This is a genomic window from Brevibacterium sp. UCMA 11754 (assembly GCF_021532275.1).
In the GTDB taxonomy this organism is placed as follows: domain Bacteria; phylum Actinomycetota; class Actinomycetes; order Actinomycetales; family Brevibacteriaceae; genus Brevibacterium.
This window is the reverse complement of record NZ_JACBOT010000031.1, coordinates 138,801-159,922: the sequence shown is the minus strand read 5'-3', so window position 1 is coordinate 159,922 and position 21,122 is coordinate 138,801. Positions and strand designations below refer to the sequence as shown.

General features: G+C 61.1%; 17 protein-coding genes. 12 read left to right on the top strand and 5 right to left on the bottom strand.

The window, feature by feature from the left end; genetic code table 11:
• Positions 1 to 350 precede the first annotated feature (350 nt).
• Together HX613_RS17730 and HX613_RS17725 are read right to left on the bottom strand one after the other, a co-directional pair.
• Complete coding sequence (locus tag HX613_RS17730; protein ID WP_235346538.1) at positions 351 to 2,144, bottom strand: DEAD/DEAH box helicase; 1,794 nt, start codon at positions 2,142 to 2,144, stop codon at positions 351 to 353.
• A gap of 302 nt (positions 2,145 to 2,446) precedes the next feature.
• A complete protein-coding gene (locus HX613_RS17725; protein WP_235346537.1) occupies positions 2,447 to 3,451 on the bottom strand; it encodes an alpha/beta hydrolase fold domain-containing protein in 1,005 nt (334 codons plus the stop codon).
• 172 nt (positions 3,452 to 3,623) lie between these two features.
• Between HX613_RS17725 and HX613_RS17720 the strand changes: the two genes are divergently transcribed.
• On the top strand, positions 3,624 to 4,313 hold the full coding sequence (locus tag HX613_RS17720) for a peptidyl-tRNA hydrolase (RefSeq protein WP_235346536.1): 690 nt from the start codon (positions 3,624 to 3,626) through the stop codon (positions 4,311 to 4,313).
• Between the two features lie 7 nt (positions 4,314 to 4,320).
• On the opposite strand, the gene HX613_RS17715 is transcribed toward HX613_RS17720, so the two are convergent.
• On the bottom strand, positions 4,321 to 4,506 hold the full coding sequence (locus tag HX613_RS17715) for a hypothetical protein (RefSeq protein WP_145997511.1): 186 nt from the start codon (positions 4,504 to 4,506) through the stop codon (positions 4,321 to 4,323).
• 139 nt (positions 4,507 to 4,645) lie between these two features.
• On the opposite strand from HX613_RS17715, the gene HX613_RS17710 reads away from it, so the two are divergent.
• Positions 4,646 to 5,338, top strand: coding sequence for a hypothetical protein (locus HX613_RS17710; RefSeq protein WP_235346535.1), 693 nt, complete (start codon positions 4,646 to 4,648; stop codon positions 5,336 to 5,338).
• 133 nt (positions 5,339 to 5,471) lie between these two features.
• Positions 5,472 to 7,004 (top strand): deoxyguanosinetriphosphate triphosphohydrolase family protein, encoded by a 1,533-nt coding sequence (locus HX613_RS17705; RefSeq protein WP_235346534.1) that lies wholly within the window; start codon positions 5,472 to 5,474, stop codon positions 7,002 to 7,004.
• A 158-nt stretch (positions 7,005 to 7,162) separates the two neighbouring features.
• On the opposite strand, the gene HX613_RS17700 is transcribed toward HX613_RS17705, so the two are convergent.
• Positions 7,163 to 9,334, bottom strand: coding sequence for a choice-of-anchor G family protein (locus HX613_RS17700; RefSeq protein WP_235346533.1), 2,172 nt, complete (start codon positions 9,332 to 9,334; stop codon positions 7,163 to 7,165).
• Between the two features lie 518 nt (positions 9,335 to 9,852).
• Positions 9,853 to 13,119, bottom strand: a complete 3,267-nt coding sequence (locus HX613_RS17695) for a choice-of-anchor G family protein (protein ID WP_235346532.1) — start codon at positions 13,117 to 13,119, stop codon at positions 9,853 to 9,855.
• A gap of 592 nt (positions 13,120 to 13,711) precedes the next feature.
• On the opposite strand from HX613_RS17695, the gene lhgO reads away from it, so the two are divergent.
• The 9 genes from lhgO (at position 13,712) to HX613_RS22805 (ending at position 21,116) form a co-directional block, all read left to right on the top strand.
• Positions 13,712 to 14,923: an L-2-hydroxyglutarate oxidase gene (gene lhgO / locus HX613_RS17690; protein ID WP_235346531.1), complete on the top strand. Its 1,212-nt coding sequence runs from the start codon at positions 13,712 to 13,714 to the stop codon at positions 14,921 to 14,923.
• A 132-nt stretch (positions 14,924 to 15,055) separates the two neighbouring features.
• Positions 15,056 to 16,099 (top strand): baeRF2 domain-containing protein, encoded by a 1,044-nt coding sequence (locus HX613_RS17685; protein ID WP_235346530.1) that lies wholly within the window; start codon positions 15,056 to 15,058, stop codon positions 16,097 to 16,099.
• A 585-nt stretch (positions 16,100 to 16,684) separates the two neighbouring features.
• On the top strand, positions 16,685 to 17,515 hold the full coding sequence (locus HX613_RS17680) for a hypothetical protein (RefSeq protein WP_235346529.1): 831 nt from the start codon (positions 16,685 to 16,687) through the stop codon (positions 17,513 to 17,515).
• Positions 17,508 to 18,644: an SRPBCC family protein gene (locus HX613_RS17675; RefSeq protein WP_235346528.1), complete on the top strand. Its 1,137-nt coding sequence runs from the start codon at positions 17,508 to 17,510 to the stop codon at positions 18,642 to 18,644. The genes HX613_RS17680 and HX613_RS17675 overlap by 8 nt, the downstream gene beginning before the upstream one ends.
• 31 nt (positions 18,645 to 18,675) lie before the next feature.
• Positions 18,676 to 19,092, top strand: a complete 417-nt coding sequence (gvpJ, locus tag HX613_RS17670) for a gas vesicle protein GvpJ (protein WP_235346527.1) — start codon at positions 18,676 to 18,678, stop codon at positions 19,090 to 19,092.
• Positions 19,089 to 19,841 carry a GvpL/GvpF family gas vesicle protein gene (locus HX613_RS17665; protein ID WP_235346526.1) on the top strand — a complete coding sequence of 251 codons (753 nt, stop codon included), beginning with the start codon at positions 19,089 to 19,091 and terminating at the stop codon, positions 19,839 to 19,841. The genes gvpJ and HX613_RS17665 overlap by 4 nt, the downstream gene beginning before the upstream one ends.
• An 8-nt stretch (positions 19,842 to 19,849) precedes the next feature.
• Positions 19,850 to 20,104 carry a gas vesicle protein GvpG gene (locus HX613_RS17660; protein WP_235346525.1) on the top strand — a complete coding sequence of 85 codons (255 nt, stop codon included), beginning with the start codon at positions 19,850 to 19,852 and terminating at the stop codon, positions 20,102 to 20,104.
• On the top strand, positions 20,101 to 20,580 hold the full coding sequence (gene gvpO, locus HX613_RS17655) for a gas vesicle protein GvpO (RefSeq protein ID WP_235346524.1): 480 nt from the start codon (positions 20,101 to 20,103) through the stop codon (positions 20,578 to 20,580). Before HX613_RS17660 ends, gvpO begins: the two co-directional genes overlap by 4 nt.
• Before the next feature lie 104 nt (positions 20,581 to 20,684).
• Positions 20,685 to 21,116: a gas vesicle protein gene (locus HX613_RS22805; protein ID WP_328284988.1), complete on the top strand. Its 432-nt coding sequence runs from the start codon at positions 20,685 to 20,687 to the stop codon at positions 21,114 to 21,116.
• Positions 21,117 to 21,122: the final 6 nt, after the last annotated feature.

Genomic DNA, 21,122 nt, shown 5'->3' with positions numbered 1-21,122 from the left:
GAGCAAGGTCCGGGGTACAGGTGTGAGGATCGCCTCTTCGCAACTTCGAGGCTTGACTCGATATCGTCTTCGAGGCTGCGCACAGTCATGTCCAGTTCACTGCCGGCACCGGCGTGCAGACCCTGCCGATATGGATCTTCGACAACATGTTCCGGCCAGGCCAGTCCTCGATCGTCAACGTCATTGCGACCTTCCTCGTCGTCGTCTCGATCATTCCGATCAAGTTGGCGAACCGCATTGGAGGAAGAGCTGCACGCTGATCGCGGACGTACCGAAATTCTGACAGCTCGGGCAGAGCACAAGAGATGTGCTCTGCCCGAGGTGAGTTGCTCAACTGTGCTTGAGTAGGCTCAGCTGTTGCTTGAATAGACCGTGCGTGAACCGCCCGAGCTGCCCTGGCTGCGATGGCGTCCCCGAGTCTCGGCACTCGTGCCTCGGTTATCGGATCCGCGCCGGTTGCCGGTGTTCCCACGAGTGTTGCTGCGGGTGCCTTCGCTGCGGCGGTTGCCTGAAGCACCTGCACCTGAACGACCGCCGCGGCCGTTCGCCGCGGGGCGTCCCTCCTGGGAATTTCCACCCGAGCGGCTGCCCTGCGAGTTGTTCCTGGCGGTGCGGCCGCCCGAAGCGTTTCTGGAGTTGCGGCCGCCTGCTTGGCCACCGCGACCGCTTTCACCGCTGCGACTGTTGTCTCCGCCGCGGCTGTTCTCACCACTGCGTCGGCTGTTTCCGCCGCGGCCTCCACGGCGACGCCCGGATGAGCGCTGTCCGCCCTGTGACTGCTCCGCCTTCTGCTTCTCGGCTGTGGCCTGGATTGCGATCTGCGGGTCGACATAGTCAGCGGTTTCGCCCACCAGGTCGGTCACCACGGGGGATTCCGCTGTGACCTTCTGCGGAGTCACTTTGATCGCTGCCTTGCGCAGCAGCACCATCGTGTCCTTGCGCTCACCTGGCAACATGATCGTCACAACTTCGCCGGAGCTGCCGGCGCGTGCTGTGCGACCGGAGCGGTGCAGGTAAGCCTTGTGCTCGGTCGGCGGATCCACGTGGACGACGAGTTCGACGGAGTCCACGTGGACTCCTCGCGCGGCGACGTCTGTGGCGACGAGCACGCGCACGTTCCCCTCGCTGAACGCTGCCAGGTTGCGATCTCGTGCACCCTGGGACAGGTTGCCGTGGAGGTCCACGGCGGGAATGCCCTGCGCGGTCAGCTGCCGGGTGAATCGCTTCGCCCGGTGCTTGGTGCGGGTGAAGAGGATACGGCGACCGGTGCCGGAGGCGAGCCGCTGGATCAGATCGTTCTTGTCCTCATCGGCGACCTCGAAGACGTGGTGCGTCATGGCAGAGACGTGCGAATTGGGATCGTCTACGGAGTGGCGGATCTCGTTGTGGAGGAACCGGCGCACCAGTTTGTCCACGCCGTTGTCCAAAGTCGCTGAGAAGAACATCCGCTGGCCGTGCTCCGGGGTCTTGGCTAGGATGCGGGTGACACCGGGCAGGAAGCCCAGATCGGCCATGTGGTCGGCCTCGTCGAGGACGGTGACCTCGATGTCGTCCAGGGAGACCAGGCCCTGCTGGAGCAGGTCCTCGAGCCGTCCCGGGCAGGCCACGACGATGTCGACACCTGCACTGAGGGCGATTTCCTGGCGCCTCTGCTTGACGCCGCCGAAGATGGTTGTCGTCGACATACCGTAGGCCTGAGCCAGGGGATCGACCACGTTCGTGATCTGGGTTGCGAGCTCACGTGTGGGTGCCAGGATGAGGCCGCGTGGAAGGCGGCCCTTCTTCCGGCCGGCAGCCCCGGCCTCAGACAGGCGCGTCACCATGGGAATGGCGAAAGCGAGTGTTTTGCCGGAGCCGGTCTTGCCTCTGCCCAGCACATCGCGGCCGGCGAGAGTGTCCGGAAGAGTGTCCTTCTGGATGGGGAAGGCCTCGGTCTTGCCCTCCGCGCGAAGACGATCGGTCAGAGCAGAGGGAACGCCGAGCTCGGTGAAAGTGACGGGAGCGGCATCTGACTTGTCCGCGACGGCATTCGCCGGCTCGGGGTTCGCGGCCTTCGGTGTGGCTGGTCGTCGCTGCCTCGTGGAGGAAGAGACGACATTGTTGCTGGAGTCATGTGGGGGAGTGATGGGATAGCCCTTCGACATGCCGGAGGACTCACCGATGCCACCGAATGGTGACGGGAGCCGGTTCCGGACAAGGTGTGGGAACGCCGTTTGGCGCTCTCGATCGCCGAGAGGAAACGGCTTCGGAAACACGCGCCGGATATTATTCACGGCCGCAGAGACGAGGCGTACTGTCGACGCAGGGAACCCGTAGACGGGTTCGCAGGTACTACCAGCATACATGCCTCAGCGGTGTCGCTTTGACAGGGCTGCTCAATATCAGCCATTTCATACTCCCGGATACTCCACGCCCGGTGCGCCGAATGCAAGCATTGCAAATGTCTTCAGCGCCGCAGCTGCAGCCGGTCGGCGGCGAAGGATGCAGCCTTGTTGAGCACGTCTGTGGTGTCGTCGAGGATGCGACCGAAATGCAGGAATGAGTGCAGCACCTGCGGGTACTCCTCGTAGATGACGTCATTTCCGGCTCGTCGCAGTCGCATTGTCAGGGCACGACTGTCATCTCGCAGCGGATCAAGTCCAGCTGCGGTGACGAAGACCGGCGGCAGTCCGGCCAGATCGGCGCCGAGGTGGTTGTAGAAGGGTGACTCGGCGTCCCTGGCTGAGGCGAAGTACTCGGACATGATGCTGCCGAGGTCGTCGGTGCCCATACCGTCCCAGCTGCCGCCGAAGTTCCTACGGCTGGCAGAATCGCTGAGCCCGTGACCCCCATAGAACGACATCAGCGCCTTGATGGAGGAGAAGCTCTCAGGCGATGCCCCAATGTCCTCAGGAGCATCGCGCAGCAGCAGCGCAGAACCAATCGTGAGCATGGCACCTGCCGAGTCCCCGGCGATCGCGAGGCGAGTGCCATCCACCCCGAAGCACCTGCCGTTGCCGACGAGGTGATCGATGACGCCGGCGCTCTCATGCAGCGCCTGCGGGAACTTCACTTCGGGGGAGAGCGAATAGTCGACGCCGACAACAGCTGCGCCGCTGGATTCGGCGAGGACGCGCATGATCCGATCGTGGGTGTCGAGATCACCAACGGTGAACCCGCCACCGTGGAGGAACACGAGTCCCGGCACGACCGCCTCGGCGCGGGGATAGTGGATCCGAACGGGTACGTCGACTCCGGCCGCGGAGATTGTGTCATCGACTGTGCGGGCCATCGTCGGACCACCCTCGTTCCAGGTGGAACGCTCGGCACGGTACTCCGCGCGGGATTCGATGAAGCGGGCAGGTGTTTCCGACGGGTTCGCGATCGCACGCACGGCATCCACCCCGACTTGGCGGCAGGCTTCGGCACGTGTGGCTTGGACTGCGAGCACGTCCTTCATCTGGTCAGACATGGCGTCGACGATGTCCGTAGGGATTGGGGCCAGCAGAGCCGCGGTGAGATCGACGGCAGGGGTCTTAGGGGAAATGGTCAGTGCCTTTCGTCGACAGCATCTCGCAGCTCAAGGCTACTCGGCGACGGTGGCTCACCGGATTGCGGTCTTGCCGGAGACTAGAATCGGCACCATGACTGAGCACATGCGCAGACACGAGTCCGACCACGAGGTTCCGTGGTCACTGCCGATCGTGGTCCGGCGGTCGAAGACGAACATCGCCCGCCACATCGACGTCGTCGAAGCCACTGCACGCGCCGTCGTCGCCTTCCTCGACGACCCGCGGTCACAGCCGGAAGGTGACTGGCACGAGGCGGTCGAGTACTGGCGAAACGGGGCCATCCGCAAGGTCGTTCGCCGCGGAGACGGGCAGAAGCTCGACGATGCACGAGCCTTGGGCTGCGTTGAGGTGGCGTTCGGCGGCACCGATGACTTCGGTCCCGCCGAGGCGTTTGTCTTCCCTCCGGGGCCGGTCGAGCCGCTGCCGAAGGAGTTGAAGAAGCTGCAGGTCGGCGGCACCGAGTTCCCCGATGAGGGAGGCACCTCAGTGACCGCGGACATGGCCGTCGTGACGATCGAACTTTCACCGCTGGTGACGCTGACGACGGGGAAGGCCGCGGCGCAGTGCGGCCACGGGGCACAGCTGGCCTACGAGCAGATGCCCGCCGAGGTTCGCGATCGTTGGCGCGAAGCAGGATTCAGTCTGCGAGTGGTCACACCCACGAAAGCGGAATGGGCGAAGAGCGATCGACCCGTGAGCGTCGTCGACGCGGGCTTCACGGAAGTAGACGGTCCCACCGAGACCGTTCGTGCGTGGTGGTGAAGGCCGGCTACTCCGCGGCTTCCTCTTTCTCGTCGTCGTAGAGGGGACGCGTCTTCGTGCCGTTTCCGAACTCGTCGAGGATGATCATGTGCTTGACCATCTCGCCAGCTTCTTCATCCCAGACGTCGATGATGTCGCCGGGATGAGTGCCAGGCTGATAGAAATCTTCGTTGACTCCAGTCACTGAACTCACCTCCTATGGTGCTCATGACGCTACGCCACTGTGATGCAAGTCTCAAGGAGTTTCCCGGTGCTTTCGCCGAGGTGGCCAGTGTGCCCCGCCGAAGTGTCCGGCGGTTACGATTGTGCCGGGCCGCTCAGCAGAGGGCCGTATGGGCGAGAAGATTGTGGAGCTCAGGTTGACGTTCACGGGCCACCTGGCGAGCATGTTCTTCCCAGGCGCATGTTTCATCTTCTGCAGCGGATTGTTGTCAGACGCTCTCCCCAGCTTCGCCCTGGGCGTGGGATTTGTCGGATTCTTCGTTCTCATCGCATGGCCGATCTTCACGATCGTCGTCCACGTCCGTCACGACCGCCGCCTCAAACATCAGCAGAAGCAACATATCTCGGACCACAGGAACATCGCTGAAATCCAGGTATCGGCTTCAGAGGTACCGGTCAACGACCCGCTGTTCACATTCGTTTCGGGTGTCGAAGCCGTGATCATGATGTTCGCCCTGCCGATCCTTCTCCTCGGCGGCATCGGAGTTTTCTGCCTGGTCACTCTCAACGATGAACCCGGCACAACCATTGTCAAAGCCGTCGCCGGCGTAGCGTCTCTGGGCCTACTGGGCGGCTACCTTTTCATGCTTGCACGCGGACGAACCCCGTCGACTTTGAGGATCGTCGGCATCGCAGTCGCCGTGTTCGGCATTGCTGGTCTCATCGCAGTCGGCACGGTGCTGCGCAGCGACGGACTCACCAACGTCGGCGACGTGATCATGGCGGTCACCAGTGTGGTCATGATCGCCGCCGGCATGTGGCTGGCGATCACCGGGCGCAACTCGTTCACACGCACCGGCTGAGAGCGGCCGGCTCGAATACAGGCCGCTCCATCAGATCCTGCGGACCTTGACGATGAGGTCGAAGACGAAGACGAAGACGAGAAGCGGAAGGGCACGGACCGTTGGGTCGGCGATTCTGTAGGCTGGGGTCATCATGACGGAGAGACTGAAACTTCACAATGACGGTGGACGCGATCGTGACGTTGCCGAGGCGGGCCAACCCGGCGAGGACGAGTTCCGTGTCGACATCGAACGGATCCGATTCTCCCCCTTCTTCTCACGGCTGGCCGCCGTGACCCAGGTGATCCCGCAGGCCGGTTCTGGCACAGTCATTCACAACAGGCTGACGCATTCGCTCAAGGTCTCTGCCGTGGCCCGGTCGATCGCCATCACCTTGAACAACTCCGATGAGCGCACCCGATCAGTGCTCGCTGAACTCGGCGGATGCGATCCGGTGGTGGTTCAGGCTGCTGCCGCAGCCCACGATATGGGGCACCCTCCGTTCGGCCACCTCGGCGAGAAGGAGCTTGATCGTGTCTCACGGTCGGTGCTGCGCCTGCCTGATGGCTTCGAGGGCAATGCGCAGACCTTCCGCATTCTTACAGCTCTCGACAGCTGTGATGCCACGGCGCGTGGGCTCAACCTCACTCGGGCGGTCAAGGCCGCAGTGCTGAAGTACCCGTGGGCGCGCGGCGATTGGACGCAGCATCAGCGACTGAGCTCGGCCGAGATGCCCAGGGGAGTCGGTGATGAGGTGTCGCAGGGGGCGATGAAGTTCTCCGCCTACGCGACCGAAACGGCCGAGATGCACGATGCACTGTCGGTGTTCCCGCGGATGGGCCGGTACCAGCAGACGCTGGAGTGTGCGGTGATGGATGTCGCCGATGACATCGCCTATGCGGTGCATGACCTCGACGATTTCTACCGATCGAACATCCTGCAGTACACCAGTGTCTCTGCCGAACTGGGCCGCTGGCTCAGCGACTGCCGTGAGCTGGCGCAGCTGCATGACACGGAGTTGGATCGTCGCCGGCCGGGCCATGCGCTCGAGTCGATGTGGCGCCACATTCAGGAGAAGGACCCGTGGATCGCCGATGAGGACGCGTTCCGACAGTCGGTGCAGCGAGTCAATCGGGATCTTGTCGAGGGTCTACTAGCCGTGCCCTATGACGGGGGACTGGAGGCCGACCGGGCTGTCACCGCTTTCACGCGGCGGTGGATCGATCGGCTCAAGGCCTCCATCGTCGTCGATGCGCGGCCACATGTCCGCAGCGGGCATGTGCGTCTGTCCGACACCGCCTGGCACGACGTGGTGGTGCTGAAGTTCGTCCACTCGAGGTTCGTACTCGAACGTTCAGATCTTGCGGTGTATCAGCGAGGGCAGACCCGGATCATCGCCTCCCTGGTGGAGGGTTTCCACGAATGGCTGCGCGATCCCGACGAGGCGACCACGATTCCTCGGCGCCTCCTCGATTCGGTTGAGGCGGCCACACAGGAATACCAGGATCTCTATGACAGGGATCCGTCCAGCCTCGGCGAGGAGGGCGCCAGTGCCATCGTCAGGCTGGGGAGGGCCAGAGCGGTTGTGGATTACATCGCCTCATTCACCGATGCGCAGGCCATGTCCGTCAACGCTTTGATCACCGGTTCCTCGGAAGAGCCGTGGGAGGCCGGACGCGGACTCTGAGGTGTCAACGGCACGTGCGTTCGTGGTGCTGACGCTTACAGTCAGACGAAGGATTTCATACAGACGAAATCAGACAGACGAAAGGCGGGGCCGGAGTTTTCACTCCGACCCCGCCTTTCGCGTGGTGTCAACCGTTCACACGGTCACGAGACTCAGTCTCAGAGGCCTGCACGGTGGCGGCGCGTCAGGTAGATCGCGATTCCACCGCCGGCGACGAGGAGGGCAGCGAGCCCACCCAGAGCCAAGGTGCCGTTGGCACCGGTGCGGGGCAGGTCGCCACCGTCAGCGGCAGCCGATGCGTTGGCATCATCGCTGGCGTTCGCGTCATCAGCTGAGTTCGCCGAGGCGTTTGCCTCGTCGTTGTTGTCAGCGGAGGCGTTGGCGTCATCGGTAGCAGCTGCGGAGTCGTCCGCGTTTGCCGATGCATTCACGTCGTCGTTGGCAGCGGCCGAGTCGTCAGCATCTGCCGAAGCCGATGCCGAATCGTCTGCGTCAGCTGAAGCGGATGCTTCGTCGTTGGCAGCGGCCGAGTCATCTGCGTCAGCCGTGGCCGAAGCGGAGTCGTCTGCATCTGCGGAGGCTGCTGCAGAGTCGTCTGCGTCTGCAGAGGCCGAATCATCGGCATCAGCGGAAGCGGAGTCATCTGCGTCAGCATCGTCGCCTGGTGCTTCGTCGGCTGCGGTCGCACGGACCGAGGACGAGGCCAGGTTGATGTCAGCAAGAGCGCCTGCGGCCTGAGTTTCGGCGCCCTCGGCTGCTGGCCTGTTCGGCAGGAGCTCGAGGCTGACTGCGTTCACGGTGAAGCCATCGGCTTCGGTGCCCTTGACGTTGCTGTCTTCAGCGGGGTCGCGCTTCGTGGGCTGCTCGTTGATCGTCAGGTCGACGATCTGGTTGAGGCCCTCGAAGACGGGGTCCAGACCGGAGAGGATCGGATCGACGACGTCGGTGATTCCGCCGGTGACCGATTCGGTGGTGGAGTTGAGGACTCCGCCGACGATCGGCTGGGTGACCGCCAAGAGCTGGTCGAGCAGCGGTCCGGTGATCGAGTTGAGCAGTGTTCCGATGTCGATTCCGGCGAGCTTGAGGTCGGTCGAGATCTCGGGGTCGCCTTCGCCTGTGCCAGCGAGCTGTCCGAGAGTCCCATCGATGTTGACCTTGCCATCTGCTGCGGGGATGCCCACTGCGGTGGCCTTGGCCGGCAGGGACACCTCGACACGGACGTCGTTGAGTGCGTCCTTGACGGTTTCGTTGAACTTGCCGGAGAGGCTGCCCAGTGCGTCTGCAACGGCGTCGGTGATCTTTCCGATGCTGTCAGAGGTCAGGACCTGGGTGTTGGGGTCGAGGCCGTTGAGATCCTCGCCCTTCTCACCTTTGACGATCTTGGCAAGGTCGATCTTGATGTCGCCGTTCTTGAGGTCGATCGAGACGATTCCCGCCTCATCCTCGAGCTTCTCGTTGACGACGTTCTCGACGACGCTGTTGAGAGCGTCCTGAGCTTCGACGTTGACGGTGGTGTCTTCGCCACCGAGGCTGACGTCTGCGAGTCCTGTCTTGACATCGATGCCGGACTTGGCCAGCTTGTCGGCCAGGCCTTCCTTGGCGATGACGTCTTCGAGGGTGCCGCCGGCTCCGTCGACGACCTCGTTGAGGGAGTCGGAGATGTTGCCGACAGCGGGGCTGGAGACGGTCATGACGCCGTCGGCGACAACGTAGTCGGAAGAAGCTTCGTCAGATCCTTTGGCTTCTGCGGTCGAAGCAACCGCACCGAGGGAGAGCGAGAGCTCGTCGACGATGTTGTCGGTGACTCCGTCGAGGCCAGCCTGTCCCAGAACCTGGGTGAGGTCGACTTCGGCGTTTCCGTACTCACCGTTGTTGATGTCGTCCACGTTGAGGGCGCCATCCTTGCCGACTGCACCGGCACTGGCCTTGCCACTGTCTGCCGAAGGAGCGTAGCCGTAGGAGTTGAGCGCTCCGGCTTCGCCGAGCTTCAGGAGGCCTTCGCCGCCCGGCTGGCTGATGACTGGCAGTGAGACACCGTCACCCAAATCCAGGTCGATGGCGCTCAGTGCTTCTGCATTGAGAGGGGTCTTGGCTTCCTCAGGATTGCTGGGGAAGCTGCTGTATGCACCAGCGGCATCGACGAGCTGATCGTCGAGGAGGTCCGACTGGACCAGCTGGCCGAGCGCCTCAGCGTCTTCGTTTGGGTCCTGCTCGATGGCTGCAGCGCTGGGTGAGGTGACCATGACAGTCAGCCCCAGAGCGGTGACTGCGGCTGCGCTACCGACGGCGATCTTTCGCACGGGCGGCTGCCCGTTACGGAGCTTCTTCATACTTCTCCACTTCCATTTGTGAGGATCGACCGACGGTGTTTGCGTACAAGGGACATGGTGCTTTTCGGCCGAACGGATTTCACCCTACAAGGTCATTGGCAAATAATGCGAAAGTAATGTGAAAAGTAACAGAAACGTAACGAGAAGTGTGTGTTCGCAGGTGGGTGGGGTACAAGTGAATGATCAATGAACGATGCTCAAGGGTGTCAGATGAAGGCTTTTTGGTGTAGTCCAGGTTGTTCCTTGAGATGCTGGGGATCGCGTTCACCGCGCTCAGTGCAGTCAGGTGTCCTTGTGTCTCACAGCGTGAAACGGCGATACTTTTGTTCGAACTAAAGTCCGACTTCTGTGGGCCGAGTCACGAAGCGTAATATGACGAAAGTGTCATGAGTGGCGTGTCGGTAATTACTGATGAGTAACGACTATCTGTGTTCTAGGTCACTAAAACGGCGGGGCCGGAGTTTTCACTCCGACCCCGCCGTTCAGGCGCTCAGCTCAGTGGCTGAGTGTCATGTGTATCAGTGCTGACCTGCCGATGCGCGGTAGCGGCGGGTTCCGTAGATCGCCGCTGCACCGCCTGCAATCAGCAGGGCTGCGATGCCGGCCATGGTCAGGACGCCGTCGGCGCCTGTCCGTGGCAGGTCTCCGCCGTCGCTGCTGCCTGAGGCATTCGTGCTGGCACCGGCTGAGCTAGCCGAAGCGTTCGAGCTGGCCGAGGCTGCCTGATCGGAATCCGAGGATGCTCCGGCGCTGGCCGAGGCTGCCTGATCGGAATCCGCGGATGCAGATGCCTGGTCAGCATCGTCATCCGACGAAGCGCTGGCTTCTGCGCCGTCAGCTGCGGCTGCGGCCGATGCTTCAGCCGAGGAGTCAGCGTTCGATGCCGCCGAGGCTGCTGCTGCCGGATCGGCGTCAGCAGCTGCAGTGGTGTCTGCATTGGCCGCGTCGTTGTCATCAGCGGTGGCTGCAGCCTGGGCTGCCGTCTGTGCTGATGAGTTCTCATCGGAGGTGGCATCGTTCGAGGCTTCGGAGGAAGCTTCTTCGTTGGCGGCCGACTCTGCTGCCGCTTCAGCGTTTTCGTTTGCTGCTGCGGATGCTGTGGTGTCAGCGTCAGCGGTAGCTGCTGCCTGAGCGGCTGCCTGTGCTGCCGGGTCTGCATCTGCCGTCGCATCAGCGGTGGTCGAAGCAGATGCCGAGGCCGACGCGTTGTCGTTGGCACTGGCTTCGTTGTCCGCATCTGCTGCTGCAGAGTCATCGGCGGTTGCTGCGGCTGAGGCCGAAGCTTCCGACGAGGAGTCTGCGTTCGCGGCGACGCTGGCGGCTGCTGCCGGGTCAGCGTCAGCGGCAGCATTGGTATCTGCGTTTGCTGTGCTTGAGTCATCGGCGTTTGCTGCTGCTTCTGCAGCTGCGGTTGCCGATGCATTGGTTTCCGTCGTTGCATCCGCAGAAGCTTCCGAAGAAGCGTCCTCGGTTGCGGCGGACTCTGCTGCAGCGGTTGCGTCGACCTCGGCAGCCGCGGAAGCGGTTGTGTCGGTATCTGCAGTGGCTGCAGTCTCTGCTGCAGCTTCTGCTGCTGGGTTGCCGTCGTCGTCAGCACTTGCCGAGGCTGATGCCGAGGAAGCAGCATCCTGGTTCACATCAGCCTCAGGATCAGCATCGGCAGTTGCAGTTGCGTCCGGATCGGCTGCTGCGTCAGCGGTCGCAGCTGCTTCTGCTGACGCCTCGTTCGAGGAGTCAGCTGTTGCAGCGGCCTCGGAGGCTGCCGCTGGATCAGCATCGGCAGCTGCAGAGGATTCGGCGTTCGTGTCGGCGGTGTTATCTGCCTGTGCTGCCGCATTGGCAGCAGTGGTTGCCGAAGCATTTGTTTCCGTGGTGGCGTCAGCTGAGCTTTCTGACGAAGCGTCCTCGGTTGCTGCAGACTCTGCTGCTGCAACGGCATCAGGATCTGCGGATGCTGAAGCGTCCGTGTTGTCGTCGGCGTCCGGGTTAGCGGCCGCCTGAGCTGCTGCCTGCGCGCCGGGATCGGCGTCGGCATCGTCGGTGGCGTCCGCCGAGGCTGCTGCCGAAGCTGCAGCATTCGTGTTCGCATCCGGATCCGGATCGACCGGTGCATCTGCGGTTGCACGGACCGACGAGGAGGCGAGGTTGATGTCAGCAACGCTGACGGCAGCCTGAGGTGCAGGTGCGTCTGCCGGTGGCGTGACACCCGGCAGGAGCTCGAGGCTGACTGCACTGACGGTGAAGCCAGGACCGTTGTCGCCCTTTACCTGGCTCTCCTGTGCAGGATCCTTCACAGTGGGCTGCTCGTTGATCGTAAGTTCGACGACCCTGTTAAGGGCGCCGAAGACGGGATCCAACGGGTCAATGACTGCGGCCACTGTGTCTGCGAGTGTCTGGGCAATGTCATCGGCAGTCGAATTGACGATTCCGCCAACTGTCGGTCCGAGGAGACTCAGTACTGAGGTGATGAGTGGATCGGTGATCGCATTCAGGATTTGTCCGGCGTTAATGGTGACGAGTCCGACCTTCAGCGTCAGGTCGGTCTTGACTGTTGGTTTCGTGCTGTCAACACCGGTGAGCTGACCCAATGTCGCTTCGACCGTGACGACGCCGTTTGCTTCAGCGAGGGCACCACCGAGTGCCTCAATGTGTGCCGGCAGTTCGATCGTCACAGCGACGTTGTTGAGCGCATCCTTCAGCGTGGTCGTGAGTTTTCCGGTGACCGTGCCGAGTGCTTCTGCGACTGCATCAGTGATCTTGGTGATCGTCTCTGAGGTCAGGACCTGAGTATTCGGGTCGAGATTGTTCAGATTAGTGGCGTCGGTTCCGCCGACGATCTTCGCAAGGTCAATTTTGATTTCACCAGTGCTGAGATCGATCTTGGCGATACCTGCTTTATCGGCCAGTTCCTCATTGATGAGATTCTCGACAATCGAGTCGAGGGCCGTCTTGGTGTCGACTGAGATTGTAGAAGTTGCGCCGCCAACTTGAATTTTTGCGAGGCTGAGAACGTTGAGATCAACGCCGACTTTGGCCAGCTGATCGAGCAGGCCCTGGGATCCAAGGGCTTCGTCGAGTGTGGTGCCGGTTCCGGCCACAACCTCATCCAGTGCGCCTGAGACACCCTTGACAGCTGGGCTGGAGACGGTGAGGACGCCGTCAGCAACAACATAGTCAGACGTGGGGGTCTTTCCGTCGCTGCTTGCGGTTGAAGCGATCGCTCCGAGCTCAAGGCTGAGATCGTCGACTACCTGGTCGGTGATTCCGGACAGGCCGAGCTGATCGAGCAGCGATGTCAGATTGACATTGGCATTTCCGGCGGTGCCGTTGTTGATGTCATCGACGTTGATTGCTCCGTCTTCGCCGACAGCGCCAGCACTGGCCAGCGCTTCGTTGTAAGCAGGAGAATGACCATAAGAGTTGATCGCGCCGGCATTTCCGAGTTCGAGGAGGCCACTTCCGTTGGCATCGCTGAGGAGCGGGAGCGAAATCCCATCTCCGAGGCTGATATCCAGCGCACCCAGGGCGTCAACATTCAGCGGAGTGCTGACTTCATCAGTACTTGATGGCGCGCTGCTGTACGCCGAAGCGGCATCGAGAAGCTCAGCGCTGAAGAGATCTGATTCGATCAGCTGACCAAGTGCTTCTGCATCTTCGGCGGGATTCTGTTCTTCGGCGTTACCTGGTGACGTTGTCAGCAGGGTGAGCCCTAATGCTGTGGCGGCGGCAACGCCGCCGACAGCAATTTTACGACCGGTCGTATGCCGGTTTCGGAGCATCTTCATGGTTCTCCACATCGTTCGAAACTTGAACATCCGCTGGACGGAAACAGGCAGTCTCCTGGCAGATCCCTCATAACAATACGTAGTAACCAAAAAGTAATCACGAAATCACGAACAAAGTTACGATCTCGTTATATTCTCGCTGGGCGACTCGGATGTTGTTTGTGAATTTTTCATGAAGCCAAAGCACGATGGACCTGACGTTTCTGTAGTTTCTGCTGTAGATGACTGCGGCGACTATGTCGTTCTGGTCCGAGTACATGCGTGTAGCTCCAGGTCAGAGCATCATATATGTAGGTCTGCCGGATGGTGCTCCCCGCAGGGTGATCATCTGCGTGTGGCGAAGGGGCCTATCTAGAACCGGGCCGAGGTGGTCATTGTGTGGTAATTACCGAAGTGACTTGCGAGTAATTTGAATCATGACAAGTTTGTTGGATATGAGACCGTACCGCGATTATCCGCAGAGAATGCGGCTATTTCGAGACCTCATCCCCGGCTGCTGGGCTGGGAGAATACTGACTGCGGCCTGTTCGCGCGGTTCACGGGTCCGCAATAGGGTCATCACAACCGCAGCGGCAGACGAAGGGGTTGAAGTATGGGCGTGAAGAAGCGTTTTGCTGTGATCGGCGCTGGCATCATCGGTGCGGCTGTGGCTCGCGGTCTGGTCCAGAAATACGACGGTGCAGACGTCACCTTGTACGAAAAGGAAGACCATCCCGCAGCGCATCAGACGGGGCACAATTCGGGCGTCGTCCATGCCGGTCTCTACTATGAGCCCGGAAGTCTCAAGGCGCTGCTCTGCCGTCGAGGTGTCTCGCTTCTGCTCGATTTTGCGCGCGAACACGATGTCGCATTCGAAGAGTGCGGAAAGGTCGTCGTCGCAACGAACGATGTTGAAGTGGAGCGGCTGAACGGAATCCATGCTCGCGCCCGAGCGAACGGTGTCCCTGATGTCGAACTGCTGGACCGCGACGGACTTCTCGAGGTCGAGCCGAATGCCGAGGGAGTCGCGGCGCTGCACTCGCCGCATACTGGAATCATCGACTATCGCGGGCTGACGGAAGCACTCGTTGCAGATTTTCGTCGTAGCGGCGGTCGGGTTCGCTTCTCCACGGAAGTGAAGAGGATCGAGCAGCGCAGGGGGAGCGCCGGCACCACCGCGATCGTCCACTCGGGCGTCGACTCGCAGGAATACGACCAGGTCATCACCTGCGCTGGCCTGCAGGCGGACCGACTCGCAGCACGCTCAGGCGAGGAGAAGAGACCCAGCGTCGTGCCGTTCTTCGGTCAGTACTTCATCCTCGAACCGCGCTTCAATGATGTCGTCAACGGCCTCATCTACCCGGTTCCAGACCCGAAGTACCCGTTCCTGGGCGTCCACGTGACCCGCCGCATCGACGGCGGCCTGATGATCGGACCCAACGCCTTCCTCTCCTTCTCCCGGGAGGGGTACAAGGGTCTCGGCCTCAACGTCCCCGACTCCCTGACCGTGGCAACGGATCCGGGATTCTGGAGGTTCGCCGCCGGCAACATGGCAACGGCTGTCCGTGAGATTGGCGGCGTCTTCTCGATCGAGAAGTTCGTCGCCGAGGCCGCCCGCTACGTTCCCTCTCTCTACGGAGCCGACGGTCACCGGGCCACTAGGGGAATTCGCGCTCAGGCGATGAACCGGGACGGCAGCCTAGTCGATGATTTCGTCATCGATCGTGCGGGAGCCACGATGTTCGTCCGGAATGCACCTTCGCCGGGAGCCACCTCGGCGCTGGCGATCGCCGAACATCTCATCGACACCGCCGCCCTCACCTGAGTTGGCGAACACGACAGCATTCTCACCTGGGATCTTCTGTTTTCCGTCGGGGCAGGCTGTTTACAAGCATCCACGAGAGGTGCAAGCCTTAGATAGGCCCCACATATGTGGCACCGAGTAGGAACGGAGCTGATGATGAACCTCGAGAATCTACGCACTGTGTATGACAACCAGAGTCCCTTCGCCACCGTCTATCTGGAAGGACGTTCTCCTGGTGCCGACGCCGAGAAGCAGGTGCGGCTGCGGTGGGACGAACTCCGTGCGAACCTCACGGACGCCGGCGCGGCAGACGAGATCCTTAAACACCTCGACGACACCTTGATCGTCGAAGACATCACTGAAGTACAGACCGATGGGCGAATCGTCGTGGCGAACTCAGAAGGGGTTGTTCTCGACGAGCACTGGGATGCTGCACTGGGCACCGGTGACACTGCACATTACGGAGAGGTCCCCGAACTGGGTGCCTATGTCCGTGAAGGATGCCGCCTGGTCGATATGGTCCTCGTCATCGCCAATCAGGAAGGCGCGACCATCCGTGAGCTGAGGGTGTCCCCTCAACATGAGGTGAAGCAGCAGGATGAGTCACGCATCAGCGGTGACAGCGACGAGGACATTCACGCACCACGGCAGGGGGCCCTGTCGCACAACCAGATTCGACGTCGTGCCGATGAAATCGTCAAAGACAACGCTCGCGCAGTCGCTGACCACGTCGATGAGATTGTTCGCGCTCGTGAACCAGACCTCGTTGTGGTGGCTGGCGAGGTCCAGGGCCGCACCGCTGTGAAAGCTGAGTTTTCGGCCCAGGTCACCGAGCGCCTCGAAGAAACCGATCAGGGAGGTACGGATGACGACGCTGGGGAAGAAGCACTCTACGATGCCCTGAAATCGCTGGCTTCCGATCGCGTCCAAGCGAAGCAGACCGAAGACACGGAGAACCTGTCCTACAGCAAGGCTCACGACCTTGCTGTGGAAGGACAGGAAAGGGTCTCTCAAGCCGTTCAGCGCGGAGCTGTGGCTACAGTGCTCCTCGACTACGATGCCGGTTCTGAAGGCGAAGGAGCGATCCTGGCCGACGCAGTTCTCTCATCCGCCGATGTCGGCCTCATCAGCGGAGACGTCGTGGACGGAATAGCAGCGATACTGCGCTATGACGCGGCCACGGCCTTGGCCGACTGACCATGGCCGCGTGATTCACGGCTGGCTGAATTCCCGCATTCGACGGTGCCCACGGGTGCCGTCGGGTGCGGGAATTCTGGTTGTGACGACATCACACCGAAAAGTCATGACTTACAGATGACTTGATCAGGTTCGGAGACGCATCGATACCTCGACCGATGCATGCTGTGGGGCACCCCCGGCACGGAGTGTCAGGCTAGTTGGCAGTCATGTCCTCACATGACGGCTTGTTCCCATCTCGTGAGGTACTTGAACAGGCAATATTCATACTCTGGCCACGGCCGGGCTGAAAACCGCCTCAAAGAAGCTGGGTCCCCCTTGACGGAATCGAAATCAGGCGGAAGATTGAGGTTCCAAGGGCAGATTGCTTGCGGCTTTTGAAGAACAGAAGCCCGAGGACGAAGTGAGGACTTTGCGAACGACCCAGACGACGGCCAGTCGCGTCACCAGCTGACGGTCGTCCGGGAGCAGAAAGACAATTCATATCGAGACACGGCTGGCGATCACTGTTCAAAGCAATCACAGATCGCCTAGCTCAAGGGTCATCAGCCACACGCGCCATAGGCGCAGATTCGGAGGAACCCAGTGAACGACAAGATGAAACTCACAGGCCTGATATTGGCGGGCTACATGCTCGGCCGAACGAAGAAGTTAGGCATGGCACTGACGATCGCCTCTACCGTGGCTGGATCAACTGTGGTGAAGAACCGCGAGAGTCTCATTGGAGGATTGAAGGAATTCGCCGATGCCACACCAGAACTCAAAGAGCTTCAAGAGAAGATCACCGGACGTCTGGCCGACTCAGGTAAGGGTGTAGCTAAGGCTCTGGCAGCCAAGGGCATCGACGAGCTGAGCAGCCGACTCCAAGATCAGACCGAGAAGTTGAAATCAACCTTAGATGAGGCCGCGGACGACCTTGACCCTTCGGTTGATGAGGATGATCCGGACAGCGAAAGCGCGGAATCCGATGCTCCTGAGGACCTCGACGAAGCTGAGACACCTGAAGAAGCTGAGACACCTGAAGCTGAAGACGAACAGCTCGATGAAGCTGAGGCAACGGATGAAGCCGATTCTGCGGAGCCCGTCGATTCGGACGAGGCCGAAGAGGTAGAGGAAGAGCCGGCAACGGAAGAAGCACCTGCAAAGAAGCCAGCTCGGAAGCGTTCCTCGACAGCGAGCCGGTCTGCAGGCAAGGCAAGCGGTACCTCCACATCGAAGAGGTCAAGCACAGGCGGGGCCACCAAGAGGACCAGCGGAGCATCCAAGACTTCGAGCACCCAGCGCCGGTCGGGCAGCAAGACGGCATCTGCTTCCAAGTCGACATCGACAGCTAAGTCGGCACCGACGCGGAAGCGTTCGACGGCTGCGAAGAAGCCTGCAGCTTCACGCAAGACCAAGGAGGCCAGCGGTGAGTGATGACTCCATTTTCAGCGGCTTAAAGGAGCAGGCGGCAGACTACGCCAAGACCCTCGGCCGCAAGGCAATCAAGTCCGCTGGCGACAAGGTCGATAAGTTGTCTGACCGATTTGACGGATCATCGGATTCAGCGGGCGCGGCTGCCCAGGCCGGTGCCGAAGAGATCGCGGAAGGCAAGTCGCCAGCCAAGGCGGCTCTCTCCGCAGCGACCGCTGGTGCCAAGGACAAAATCAAAGGCGTCTTCGGCGGGGGTTCTTCCGGCAGTTCCGGTGGCTCTGGCGACTTCAAGTTCTCGAACATCATCGAGACGGCCGATGTCGGTGTGCCGTTGTCTGTCGCGTACAACGCGTTCACAATGTTTGAGAACTGGCCAGACTTCATGAAGAAGGTCGAGAACGTCGAACGCACGGATGACGTGAAGATCAGCGTCAAAGGCCAGGCTGTCTGGTCCCACCGCACGTGGGAGGCGACAATCATCGAGCAGGTCCCGGACTCACATATCGTCTGGGAATCGACCGGTGAGAAGGGCTACATCAGCGGCAGTGTTTCCTTCCACGAGTTGGCCCCCAGGCTCACCCGCATCATTGCGAGCGGCGAATACCATAAACAGGGATTCGTCGAGGGAGTCGGCGCCCTCTGGTTCACGGTGCCTCGCAGATTCCGGCTCGAACTGAAGTTCTTCGTTCATCACGTGATGAACGAGATCATGATCGATCAGGACGGCGTTGAAGGATGGCGCGGTGAGATCCGCGACAGCGAACTTGTCATCTCACATGAGGATGCTCTCGAAGAGGAGCAGGCTCAGGCTGAGGCCGACGAGGCTGATGAACAAGAGTACGAGGACGCGGCGCCCTATGAAGAGGACGAAGAGCCTCGTGAATACGGCGAGTCCGAAGACGAGACCGATCCGGTTGAGGGCGAGGATGCTGAAGGCGAATACGTCGACGAACCTGTCGACGAGGAGCCGGAAGAAGAATACGTTGACGAGCCAGCCGAAGAAGAACCTGTCGAAGAAGGAGAGCCCGTCGAAGAGGAGGAGATCGACGACGCAGGCGAGCCTGTGGAATATGAAGAGGACGAACCAGAAGAGTACGAAGAAGCAGCCGAAGACGAAAGTGGACGCAATTGAGCGTCCTTCCAATCGGAAGTAGGTAATGAGAATGAGTACCAACACCGCTGAACGTTCACGTGGCAGTTATGTCGATCGTCCCTCATCGAGTTCTCTGGCTGACGTCGTCGAGATCATCCTCGACAAAGGGCTCGTGATCGATGCCTATGTGCGAGTCTCACTTGTCGGCATCGAAATCCTCACCATCGACGCCCGCATCGTCATCGCCAGCGTGGACACGTACCTTCGCTTCGCCGAGGCGACCAACCGGCTCGACCTGACGCAGCAGGGCGGTCGGGATCTGCCGGAGATGCTGGGCGGAATGGCAGAAAGCGGCGCCAAGGGCAAAACCCAGGGTGCCGTGGAAGGCGTCAAGAACGCGCTGACATCTGACGATTCCGATGACGAGGATGAGAAGCCACGCCGTCGAACCAAGCGTCCCGCTCGCAGCTCCTCTGAGTCCGAGTGAGCGACGATATCGATACTGACAGCGACAAGTATCTCTACGGCATCGTTCTCGCAGATACGGGCTTGTCGGAGGGAACCGGCGGTGTGCAGGCAGGTCAGCTGCATGCCGTCGGCTCCGGTCGGGTTGCGGCGGTGGTGTCCGACCTCGTCGAGACGGACATCCTGGGCACCCCGGACGATCTGAAGGCCCACATTGCGGTCCTCGACGGGCTCGCAGCGACGCAACCAGTGCTGCCTCTTGCCTTCGGGACCGTCGTCCCAGCGGAGGCCGACATCGCTGGCGAAGTGTTGGCCCCACGCGAAGCCGAATATGTCGAGGCTCTGGAGGGACTGTCGGGGCTGTCCCAGTTCACTCTTCTGGTCCGGTACGACCGGGACACCGTCCTCCGGGAGATCATTCTCGACAACCCTGAGGCCGCCGAGCTGAGGGAGAACATTGCGGGCACGGATGAGGACGAGACACGAAACGAACGTATCCGCCTCGGCGAAATCGTGGTGAAGACCATGGAGAGTTGGAAGACCACGGAGGGCCCGCCGATTCTCAATCAGCTCGAACCTCTGACTGCCGATATGTCGGTGCGTGAGAGTGGACAGGCTGAAGACGTGGTCGAAGTCGCTGTGCTTCTTTCTCAGGAATCGCTCGCGGAGTTCGACGACGCCATCGACAAGTTGGCAGAAGCGAATCAGGACCGTATGAGGTTCCGGCTCGTCGGACCACAGGCTCCCTATGATTTCGTTCCTGAGATGTAGGAGTAGTCATGGGAATTTTCTCAGCGATCTTCGGTGCGCCTCTGGCCCCTCTCAAAGGGACCGTCTGGGTGGCTGAACAGGTTCGCAACGAAGCTGAGAAGCGCTATTACGATCCCAGTGCGATCAGGCGGCGGCTGGAAGAGGTTTCTGCGGCCAAAGAATCCGGCGCCATCAGCGAAGACGAGGCCGATGAGCTGGAGCGAGACTTGGTCGCGCGTCTACTCGAGTCGACTCGTCGACGAAAAGCGAAGGAGAACCCATGAGCGAACAGACAAGCACCGACGAGAAGCAGGCTGCACGGGGCGAGGACTCGTCCGAAGGCACGTCCCAGCAGGGAAGTGGTGAGAAAAGACCGCCGAGGCGGACCGCTTCGGCTGAATCGCCACGCCGGTCGACTGCTGCAGCGCCGTCCAAATCTCGAACAGTGAAATCGAAGGCCAGCGCACCAAAGTCCCAGGACACGAAGACGGCATCTGAACCCGCCAGGGTCTCCACTGTGCAGGCGGTCAAGAGGGCCGTCGAACAGTTCAGCGCACTCACGGGCCGTTCCCCGGAGTCAGTCGTCGGCGCACGTTGGGTAGATGACCACTGGGCCGTGCGACTCGAAGTCGTGGAATCTCGTCGCGTTCCCGACACCGCCGATCTGCTGGCCGAATACGACATCCAACTCGACGGGCAGGGCGAACTCCTCGAGTACAGCCGACAGAACCGATACGTCCGGGGACGGCCTTCCGAGTGATCAGCCCAAGCGGTTTGGTCCATTGCCTCGTGTCCACTGGGCCAGGAGCAGACCGACGACCACACATTCACACTCGGGAGATTAGCCGATAGGAAGCCGACGATATGAGCATTACGAACCAGTCGAACAGAGCGATGCAGCCACAGCGCAGCCAAGAGGGGACTCTCCTCCACGTGGTGGAGACACTGCTGGACAAAGGCCTGGTCCTCAACGCCGACATCATGGTCTCGGTGGCAGGGGTGGAACTCCTCGGAATTCGGATCAGGGCAGCATTGGCGTCGTTCGAGACCGCAGCACGCTACGGACTGGACTTCCCTGCGGGCACGGATCGCGACACGGTGGCGTGGAAAGAAGCTATCGAGCAGAAGGACACCTGCCCAGAATGCGGTAAACGCGCCGAGCTGGCTCAGCTGATGAACGCGTACTGCCCCTGGTGCGGTTGGCAGAGTGCTCATTCCAAGCGAGTGGAGTCGGGCGGCTCAGCGGAACTCAGACAGTCCTCCGAGGAGCCCGAGAAGTCATCCGAGCGCAAGTAGGTCGCT

Coding starts and splice junctions, on each gene's coding strand:
- HX613_RS17730 (WP_235346538.1), bottom strand. CDS start 2,144: ATGTCGAAGGGCTATCCCATCACTCCCCCACATGACTCCAGCAACAAT.
- HX613_RS17725 (WP_235346537.1), bottom strand. CDS start 3,451: ATGTCTGACCAGATGAAGGACGTGCTCGCAGTCCAAGCCACACGTGCC.
- HX613_RS17720 (WP_235346536.1), top strand. CDS start 3,624: ATGACTGAGCACATGCGCAGACACGAGTCCGACCACGAGGTTCCGTGG.
- HX613_RS17710 (WP_235346535.1), top strand. CDS start 4,646: ATGGGCGAGAAGATTGTGGAGCTCAGGTTGACGTTCACGGGCCACCTG.
- HX613_RS17705 (WP_235346534.1), top strand. CDS start 5,472: ATGACGGAGAGACTGAAACTTCACAATGACGGTGGACGCGATCGTGAC.
- HX613_RS17700 (WP_235346533.1), bottom strand. CDS start 9,334: ATGAAGAAGCTCCGTAACGGGCAGCCGCCCGTGCGAAAGATCGCCGTC.
- HX613_RS17695 (WP_235346532.1), bottom strand. CDS start 13,119: ATGAAGATGCTCCGAAACCGGCATACGACCGGTCGTAAAATTGCTGTC.
- lhgO (WP_235346531.1), top strand. CDS start 13,712: ATGGGCGTGAAGAAGCGTTTTGCTGTGATCGGCGCTGGCATCATCGGT.
- HX613_RS17685 (WP_235346530.1), top strand. CDS start 15,056: ATGATGAACCTCGAGAATCTACGCACTGTGTATGACAACCAGAGTCCC.
- gvpJ (WP_235346527.1), top strand. CDS start 18,676: ATGAGTACCAACACCGCTGAACGTTCACGTGGCAGTTATGTCGATCGT.
- HX613_RS17660 (WP_235346525.1), top strand. CDS start 19,850: ATGGGAATTTTCTCAGCGATCTTCGGTGCGCCTCTGGCCCCTCTCAAA.
- gvpO (WP_235346524.1), top strand. CDS start 20,101: ATGAGCGAACAGACAAGCACCGACGAGAAGCAGGCTGCACGGGGCGAG.
- HX613_RS22805 (WP_328284988.1), top strand. CDS start 20,685: ATGAGCATTACGAACCAGTCGAACAGAGCGATGCAGCCACAGCGCAGC.